Raw genomic sequence first — 304 nt, forward strand, 5'->3', positions numbered from 1 at the left:
TCCGCCTGCGTATTCCATAGCCTGTGAGCTACCAAAATCTACATAGCTATATGTCGCGTAAGGAAGCGCGAAAAATCGCCAATCCCTACGCCCAGTGTATGGGATAAATATCGCATCTAGTTGGTCTATCAATTCAAAATTATTATAGCCCTTATCTAGATTCTGTCCTTTAGACTGCTCTAGTGTTAGCTTTGCTAGCTTTTCGCGCACTTTATCGACTTTTTTGGTATTTTTGCGCGTGGTTTTGGAGAATTTAGAGCTACGATTTGTAAGGCGAGACATATCGTATTGAAGCAAGCGTAGC

General features: G+C 42.1%; 1 protein-coding gene. It reads right to left on the reverse strand.

Annotated features, from left to right (window positions below):
• Window positions 1-304, reverse strand: a 304-nt coding sequence (locus ACWIUO_RS13965) for a hypothetical protein (RefSeq protein WP_454178486.1), incomplete at both ends; no start/stop codon positions are given.

This window comes from Helicobacter sp. T3_23-1056 (assembly GCF_053654535.1).